Here is a 6,459-nt window from a genome sequence, read left to right as displayed (position 1 = left end):
GGTCGCGCGTGCCGGTCGCGGCGTCGACCACGCCGACGACGAGGAACAGGGCGGCCTTGAACATCGCGTGCGCGCCCAGCATCGCGAGCCCGGCGAGGGCGGTGGCGCGCGAGCCCAGCCCGACGAGCAGCGTGATCAGCCCGAGCTGGCTGACCGTGCCGAACGCGAGGATCAGCTTGAGGTCGTGCTGCCGCAGCGCGCGGTACCCGCCGAGCAGCAGCGTGCCGCCACCGAGGACCACCACGCACCAGCGCCACGACTCGTGCGTGGAGTAGGCGGGCGCGAAGCGTGCGACCAGGTAGATGCCGGCCTTCACCATCGCCGCGGCGTGCAGGTAGGCGCTGACCGGGGTCGGCGCGGCCATCGCAGCGGGCAGCCAGAAGTGGAACGGGATGAGCGCGGACTTGGTGGCGACGCCGGCGAACAGGCAGAAGATCGCGACCGTCGCGGTGGTGCCGCCCGGCGGGTGGGCGATCACCTCCGACAGGCGGTAGGTGCCCGCCGACTCGCCCAGCAGCAGCACGCCCATGAGCATCGCCAGGCCGCCGGCCGTCGTGATGACGATGGCCTGCATCGCGGCTCGTCGGCTGGCCTTGCGGTCGCTGTAGTGGCCGATGAGCAGGTACGACGTAACCGTCGTGAGCTCCCAGAAGACGAACAGCAGCAGCATGTCGTCGGACGTGACCAGGCCCAGCATCGCGCCCGCGAACGCGACGAACACGCCGCCGAACCGGCCGAGCCCGTGCGCCGTGGTGGAGAAGTAGCCCGCGCAGTAGATGAGCACGAGCGCGCCCACGCCGCCGACGATCAGCGTCATGAACCAGCTCAGGGTGTCGAGCCGGAAGGTGAGCTCGAGGCCGAGCTGCGGGATCCACTGGATCTGCTCGACGGGCCCGTTGCCCTCGCGCACCGCCGACGTCCACGACAGCGCCCACACCGCCGCGCTCGCCGGCGCGAGGGCCAGTGCCCAGAAGGCCCGCCGGCCCCACCAGCGCACGAGCACGGGCGCGACGACGGCTGCGGCCAGGTGGATGGCGAGCAGCAGCAGCACGCGTCCGGTCTCCGTCCTGTCGGGGCGGGATGGGCGGTCGGGTCGATCTGTTGTCAGGGTCGTGCGGGGTGGTGCGCGGGATGGTGCGGGGGACTCACGGGTGGCGCGGGGTCACGCGGGTACGGCACACAGGGGGCGCCGGATGGCGTCCCCAGGAGGTCCAGCGGATTGGTCAAGACTCTACCAACCGCCCGGACCGCCCGGTCCCCACGACCGCCCCGACGCCCGAGGGTTCACCTCCTGTTCCCCGCCGCCCGCCCCCGGCGCCCACCCGGACGCCGCCCGCCGTCCGCCCGCGATCACCTCGCCGACTCCGCCCAGGCCCGACGGTCGGCACGGGGAATCGACATCGTCACGGGGGTTGCAATACCCGTGGTGATGCGGAATCTCCGTGATGATCGGGGGATCGCGCCGTGGTGTCGAGCGGTCGCGGCTGGCGGCCGGGGCCGCGAGCGGGGCGCGGCGGTCCCGGGTCGGCGGCGGGGGCGGCCGATAGCGTGACCGCGTGGACGGGGTGCGCATGGACGGGGTGCAGTGGGTCGCGTTGGTCGTGGTGGTCGTCGCGACCGTCGTCGGGGTCGGCATCTTCGCGCGCGGCGCGACGACGATCACCCGGACGGTCCGGATCGGGCGGTCGGCACCTGGGCGGTGGCGTCCGGTCGGCCCTCGCGCGCGACGACTCGTCGCCGAGGTGCTCGGGCACGGCCGGTTCCAGCACCGACCCGTGGTCAAGGCCGCGCACTGGGTCGTCATGCTCTCGTTCCCCCTGCTCTTCCTGACGCTGCTCACCGGCTACGGCCAGGTGATCGACCCCGGGTTCACGCTCCCGCTCGTCGGGCACCTCTGGCCGCTCGAGTGGGCCATCGAGGCCTTCGCGTGGGCATCGCTGCTGGGCATCGCCGCGCTGTTCGTCCTGCGGCTGCGCCTCCGGCCCCGCGGCGAGGACGCTCGTCGGTCGCGGTTCTTCGGCTCGAACCAGGCCCAGGCGTACTTCGTCGAGGCGACCGTCGCCGCGGTCGTGCTCGCGGTGATCGCCCTGCGCGCGCTCGAGCACGCCCGGGGCGGGCAGTCCGCGTGGCACTTCCCCCTCACCGCGTGGCTCGCCCCGTCCTGGGACCAGGGCACGCTCGAGACCGCCATCGTCGTCGTCGCGACGGTCAAGATCGTCGTGTCGATGTCGTGGTTCGTGGTCGTCGGGCTGCAGCCGACGATGGGCGTCGCGTGGCACCGGTTCCTCGCGATCGTGAACGTCTACGCGCGCCGCGAGCCCGACGGCCGCCCCGCGCTCGGCCCCCTGCAGCCGATCACCACGCAGCACGGGCCGGTGGACCTCGAAGGCCTGGAGGACCTGCCCGACGACGCGCGCCTCGGGGTCGGCGCCATCGAGGACTTCACCTGGAAGGGCCTGCTCGACTTCTCCACCTGCACCGAGTGCGGCCGATGCCAGGACCAGTGCCCCGCGTGGGCCACGGACAAGCCGCTGTCCCCCAAGCTCGTCACGCTCGCGCTGCGCGACCACGCCGCGGCGACGGCCCCGTACCTGCGCGCGGCCGACGAGTCGCACGCGGGCCTCGACCTCATCGGCGGCGGCGTCATCGACCCCGACGCCCTGTGGGCCTGCACCACGTGCGGCGCGTGCGTGCAGCAGTGCCCGGTCGACATCGAGCACGTGGACGCCATCGTCGACATGCGCCGCTACCAGGTGCTCATGGAGTCGGCGTTCCCCAAGGAGCTCGGCGGCGCGTTCACCAAGCTCGAGCGCCAGGGCAACCCGTGGGGGCTCCCGGCCCGCGCGCGGCTCGACTGGGCCAAGGGGCTGGAGTTCGACGTGCCGGTCGTCGGCGCCGACGTCGAGTCCGCCGACGACGTCGAGTACCTGTTCTGGGTGGGCTGCGCGGGTGCGTACGAGGACCGCGCCAAGCGCACGACGAGGGCCGTCGCGGAGCTGCTGCACACGGCCGGCGTCAGCTTCGCGGTGCTGGGCGACGGCGAGGGCTGCACCGGCGACCCCGCCCGACGAGCCGGGAACGAGCTGCTCTACCAGATGCTCGCGAGCGCCAACGTGGAGGTCCTCAACGAGGTCGGTGCGAGGCGGATCGTCGTCACGTGCGCGCACTGCTTCAACACGATCGCACGCGAGTACCCCCAGCTCGGCGGCCGGTACGAGGTGCTGCACCACACCGAGCTGCTCAACACCCTGGTCGCCGACGGGCGGCTCCGGCCGGCCCCGCAGGAGGCCACCAGCGTCACCTACCACGACCCCTGCTACCTGGGCCGGCACAACGAGATCTACTCCCCGCCGCGCGAGCTGCTCGACTCGCTGCCGGGCGTGACCGTCGCCGAGATGCCCCGCAACCGCGAGCAGTCCTTCTGCTGCGGCGCGGGCGGCGCGCGCATGTGGATGGAGGAGTCGATCGGCACGCGGATCAGCACGACGCGCGCGACCGAGGCCATCGGCACCGGCGCGGACGTCGTCGCGACGGCGTGCCCGTTCTGCACGGTGATGCTGAGCGACGGCGTCGCAGCCGCTGCCGCTGCCACCGACGTGGTCGGCGTCCCCGAGGTCACCGACATCGCGCTGCTCCTGCTCGACCGCGTCCGGGAAGCGGAGACCTCCGCATGATCGGCCGGCTCGACGAGGTCGTCGTCGACTGCGCCGACCCGCTGGCCCTCGCGACCTTCTGGTCCCACGTCCTCGGCGGCACCCCGGAGCTGCGCGACCCCGACTGGTGCCGGCTGCAGGCGCCGGGCTCGCCCCTGATCGCCTTCCAGCGCGTGCCCGAACCCAAGTCGACCAAGAACCGCCTGCACCTGGACGTCCTGGTCGACGACCTCGAGTCGGCCACCGCACAGGCCGAGGAGCTGGGCGCGACCCGCATCGGCACGCGCCACGACGACGTCGCCGGCTCGTTCCAGGTGCTGGCCGACCCCGAGGGCAACGAGTGGTGCGTGGTCAGCCCGGCGTGAGGCTCAGGCGTCGTTGACGCGGCGGAGCAGGTCGACGAGGGTCGCGCGGTCAGCGTCCGAGAGCACGCTCAGCCGCTCGGCGGCCCCCTGGTGCTGCTGCACCGCCACGGCCGCCAGCAGCTCGCGCCCCTCGGGCGTGAGCTCGATGAGCGTCGCGCGCCGGTCGGTCGGGTCGGGGATCCGGCGCACGTGCCCGTCGGACTCGGCCTGGTCCACCTTCGAGGTCACTGACCGCGGCGCGACGTCGAGCCGCTCGGCGATCTCGCCCAGGCGCTGCGGCGAGTCGCAGCGCGAGAGGGTCCGCAGGAATCGCAGCTGCCCCGGCGTGGTTCCTACGGAGCGCAGCAGCACGGCCGTCTCGCGCCGCAGCGAGTGCAGGATGCCGTAGAGCAGGTCGAGGAACTCCCCGGGTGCGCCGTCGGTCGGATGGGTGCTCACGGCCGTGAGGCTACCGAACCCTCGCGCGGTTGTGAACCAGGCACATAGTGAGTTAGCCTCACCATCGGCGCAAGACAGCTCGACGACCCCCCGGAGGCGCCTCATGTCCACCCCCCTCGGCTCAGGCGGCCCGCAGGTGATGCGCGGCTTCTTCAAGGACGGCGCGGTCACCCACCGCCGCCTCACCCGCGACACGCTGCGCCGCATCCTCGCGTTCGCGCGCCCGTACCGCTGGCAGCTCGCGCTGTTCGTCGGGCTCATCGCCCTCGAGGCCGCGGCCGGCGCCCTGACCCCGCTGCTGGTCAAGAACCTCATCGACCACGGCATCAGCACCGGCGACACCCGCCAGGTCGTCGTCCTCGCCTCGGCCATCGCTGGGCTCGCCCTGCTCGGCGCGGGCCTGAGCGTCGCCGACCGCTACGTCTCGTCGAAGATCGGCGAAGGGCTCATCTACGACCTGCGCACCGAGGTCTACGACCACGTGCAGCGCATGCCGCTCGCGTTCTTCAGCCGTGCCCGCACCGGCGCGCTCGTGCAGCGGCTCAACGGCGACGTGCTCGGCGCACAGCAGGCGTTCACCTCGACGCTGCAGAACGTCGTGAGCAACACCCTGACCGTGGTCTTCGTGCTCGCCGCGATGTTCTCGATGTCCTGGCAGCTGACCGCGCTGTCGCTCGTGCTGCTGCCGGCGTTCGTGCTGCCGGCGCGGTGGTTCGGCAAGCGGATCGCCGCCGTCACGCGCGAGAGCTACGAGCGCAACGCCGACGCGGCCCAGATCATGCAGGAGCGGTTCAACGTCGCCGGCGCGCACCTGGTGAAGATCTTCGGCGACCCCGCCCGCGAGTCGGCCGCGTACGCCACCCAGGCCGCCCGCGTGCGGGACATCGGCGTCACCCGGTCGCTCTACGCGACGTGGTTCCGCGTCGGCCTGACCACGCTGGCCTCGGTCGCGATCGCGATCATCTACGGCGCGGGCGGCGTCATGGCCATCCGCGGCGAGCTCACCGTCGGCGTCGTCGTCGCGCTGGCCGCCTATCTCGGCCGCCTCTACGGCCCCCTGACCGCGATGTCCACGGTCCAGGTCGACGTCATGACCGCGCTGGTCAGCTTCGAGCGCGTGCTCGAGGTGCTCGACCTCCAGCCGACCGTCACCGACAAGCCCGACGCGGGCGACGTGCGTACGGCGGTCGCCCAGCGGGGCGCGGACGTCGAGCTCGCGGGCGTCGGGTTCCGGTACCCCGCGGCCGACGAGGTCTCCCTCGCCTCCCTGGAGGCGGTCGCGACCCTGAGCCACGACCCGGTCGCCGACACCCTGCACGACATCACGTTCCGCGTCCCCGCGGGGCACATGGTCGCGATCGTCGGCCCGTCGGGCGCGGGCAAGACGACCATCTCCCAGCTGGTCACGCGCATGTACGACCCGACGCGCGGTGCGGTCCGGATCGCCGGCCACGACCTGCGCGACGTCACCCAGGAGTCGCTGCGCGCGACCGTCGGCGTGGTCAGCCAGGAGGCGCACCTGCTCCACGACACGATCGCCGCGAACCTGCGCCTGGCCCGCCCCGAGGCGACCGACGCCGACCTCGAGCGCGCGCTGCGCCAGGCCCACGTGTGGACGCTGGTGGCGAGCCTGCCCGAGGGGATCGAGACCGTCGTCGGCGACCGCGGCTACCGGCTGTCCGGCGGCGAGCGCCAGCGCCTGGCCATCGCGCGACTGCTGCTCAAGGCCCCCGACGTGGTGGTGCTCGACGAGGCCACCGCGCACCTCGACTCGGAGTCGGAGGCCGCCGTGCAGGCCGCGCTCGACGAGGCCCTCGTCGGCCGCACGTCGCTCGTGATCGCCCACCGCCTCTCCACGGTGCGCAAGGCCGACGCGATCGTCGTCGTCGAGGCCGGCCGGGTGGTGCAGACCGGTACGCACGCGGAGCTCATCGCCGCGGGCGGGCTGTACTCCGAGCTCTACCGCACCCAGTTCCGCGAGCCGGCCGCGGCGGCCTGACGGC

5 protein-coding genes are annotated in these 6,459 nt (G+C 73.1%); 3 read left to right on the top strand and 2 right to left on the bottom strand.

What is annotated here, in order from left to right:
• On the bottom strand, nucleotides 1–1,051 hold a 1,051-nt coding region (locus D1825_RS14355), incomplete at its 3' end, for a proton-conducting transporter transmembrane domain-containing protein (RefSeq protein ID WP_267897579.1).
• Nucleotides 1,052–1,571: 520 nt separating this feature from the next.
• On the opposite strand from D1825_RS14355, the gene D1825_RS14350 reads away from it, so the two are divergent.
• Together D1825_RS14350 and D1825_RS14345 are read left to right on the top strand one after the other, a co-directional pair.
• On the top strand, nucleotides 1,572–3,674 hold the full coding sequence (locus D1825_RS14350) for a (Fe-S)-binding protein (RefSeq protein ID WP_118768091.1): 2,103 nt from the start codon (nucleotides 1,572–1,574) through the stop codon (nucleotides 3,672–3,674).
• The gene (locus tag D1825_RS14345) at nucleotides 3,671–4,018 is read left to right on the top strand and encodes a VOC family protein (protein ID WP_118768090.1); all 348 of its coding nucleotides are present in this window, start codon (nucleotides 3,671–3,673) and stop codon (nucleotides 4,016–4,018) included. Before D1825_RS14350 ends, D1825_RS14345 begins: the two co-directional genes overlap by 4 nt.
• Before the next feature lie 3 nt (nucleotides 4,019–4,021).
• Here D1825_RS14345 and D1825_RS14340 read toward each other — a convergent pair whose 3' ends face one another.
• Nucleotides 4,022–4,456 carry a MarR family winged helix-turn-helix transcriptional regulator gene (locus D1825_RS14340; RefSeq protein WP_233549914.1) on the bottom strand — a complete coding sequence of 145 codons (435 nt, stop codon included), beginning with the start codon at nucleotides 4,454–4,456 and terminating at the stop codon, nucleotides 4,022–4,024.
• A 103-nt stretch (nucleotides 4,457–4,559) separates the two neighbouring features.
• Between D1825_RS14340 and D1825_RS14335 the strand changes: the two genes are divergently transcribed.
• Complete coding sequence (locus D1825_RS14335) at nucleotides 4,560–6,455, top strand: ABC transporter ATP-binding protein (RefSeq protein ID WP_118768089.1); 1,896 nt, start codon at nucleotides 4,560–4,562, stop codon at nucleotides 6,453–6,455.
• The last annotated feature ends 4 nt before the right edge of the window (nucleotides 6,456–6,459 follow it).

Source organism: Cellulomonas rhizosphaerae (genome assembly GCF_003470205.1).
In the GTDB taxonomy this organism is placed as follows: domain Bacteria; phylum Actinomycetota; class Actinomycetes; order Actinomycetales; family Cellulomonadaceae; genus Cellulomonas; species Cellulomonas rhizosphaerae.
This window is presented reverse-complemented; position numbering and strand designations above follow the sequence as displayed.

Coding starts and splice junctions, on each gene's coding strand:
- D1825_RS14350 (WP_118768091.1), top strand. CDS start 1,572: ATGGACGGGGTGCAGTGGGTCGCGTTGGTCGTGGTGGTCGTCGCGACC.
- D1825_RS14345 (WP_118768090.1), top strand. CDS start 3,671: ATGATCGGCCGGCTCGACGAGGTCGTCGTCGACTGCGCCGACCCGCTG.
- D1825_RS14335 (WP_118768089.1), top strand. CDS start 4,560: ATGTCCACCCCCCTCGGCTCAGGCGGCCCGCAGGTGATGCGCGGCTTC.